This window comes from Shigella sp. FC1544, assembly GCF_001722145.1.
GTDB classification, from domain to species: Bacteria; Pseudomonadota; Gammaproteobacteria; order Enterobacterales; family Enterobacteriaceae; genus Escherichia; species Escherichia coli.
The window spans coordinates 1-275 of sequence record NZ_MECT01000512.1 but is presented as its reverse complement, the minus strand read 5'-3'; the positions used below and the strand labels follow the sequence as shown (position 1 = coordinate 275).

2 protein-coding genes are annotated in these 275 nt (G+C 44.4%); both read right to left on the bottom strand.

Annotated elements, in window-relative coordinates:
• Positions 1–193, bottom strand: a 193-nt coding sequence (locus tag BGK49_RS19195; protein WP_458694271.1) for a transposase, incomplete at its 3' end; no start/stop codon positions are given.
• A 1-nt stretch (position 194) separates the two neighbouring features.
• Positions 195–275, bottom strand: an 81-nt coding sequence (locus BGK49_RS19190; RefSeq protein WP_000618533.1) for an IS1 family transposase, incomplete at its 5' end; no start/stop codon positions are given.

Below are 275 nucleotides of genomic sequence, written 5' to 3'. Positions count from 1 at the left end.
TTTCATTCTCCATTTCAATGCGTTGTAGCTTTTTCCTCAGCTTACGTATTTCGATTTGTTCTGGTGTTATCGGAGAGGCTTTTGGTGTTTTGCCCTGACTCTCATCACGCAGTTGTTTGACCCATCTTGTCATTGTGGAAAGGCCAACATCCATAGCTTTGGCGGCATCTGCCACCGTGGGTAATGACTCCAACTTATTGATAGTGTTTTATGTTCAGATAATGCCCGATGACTTTGTCATGCAGCTCCACCGATTTTGAGAACGACAGCGACTT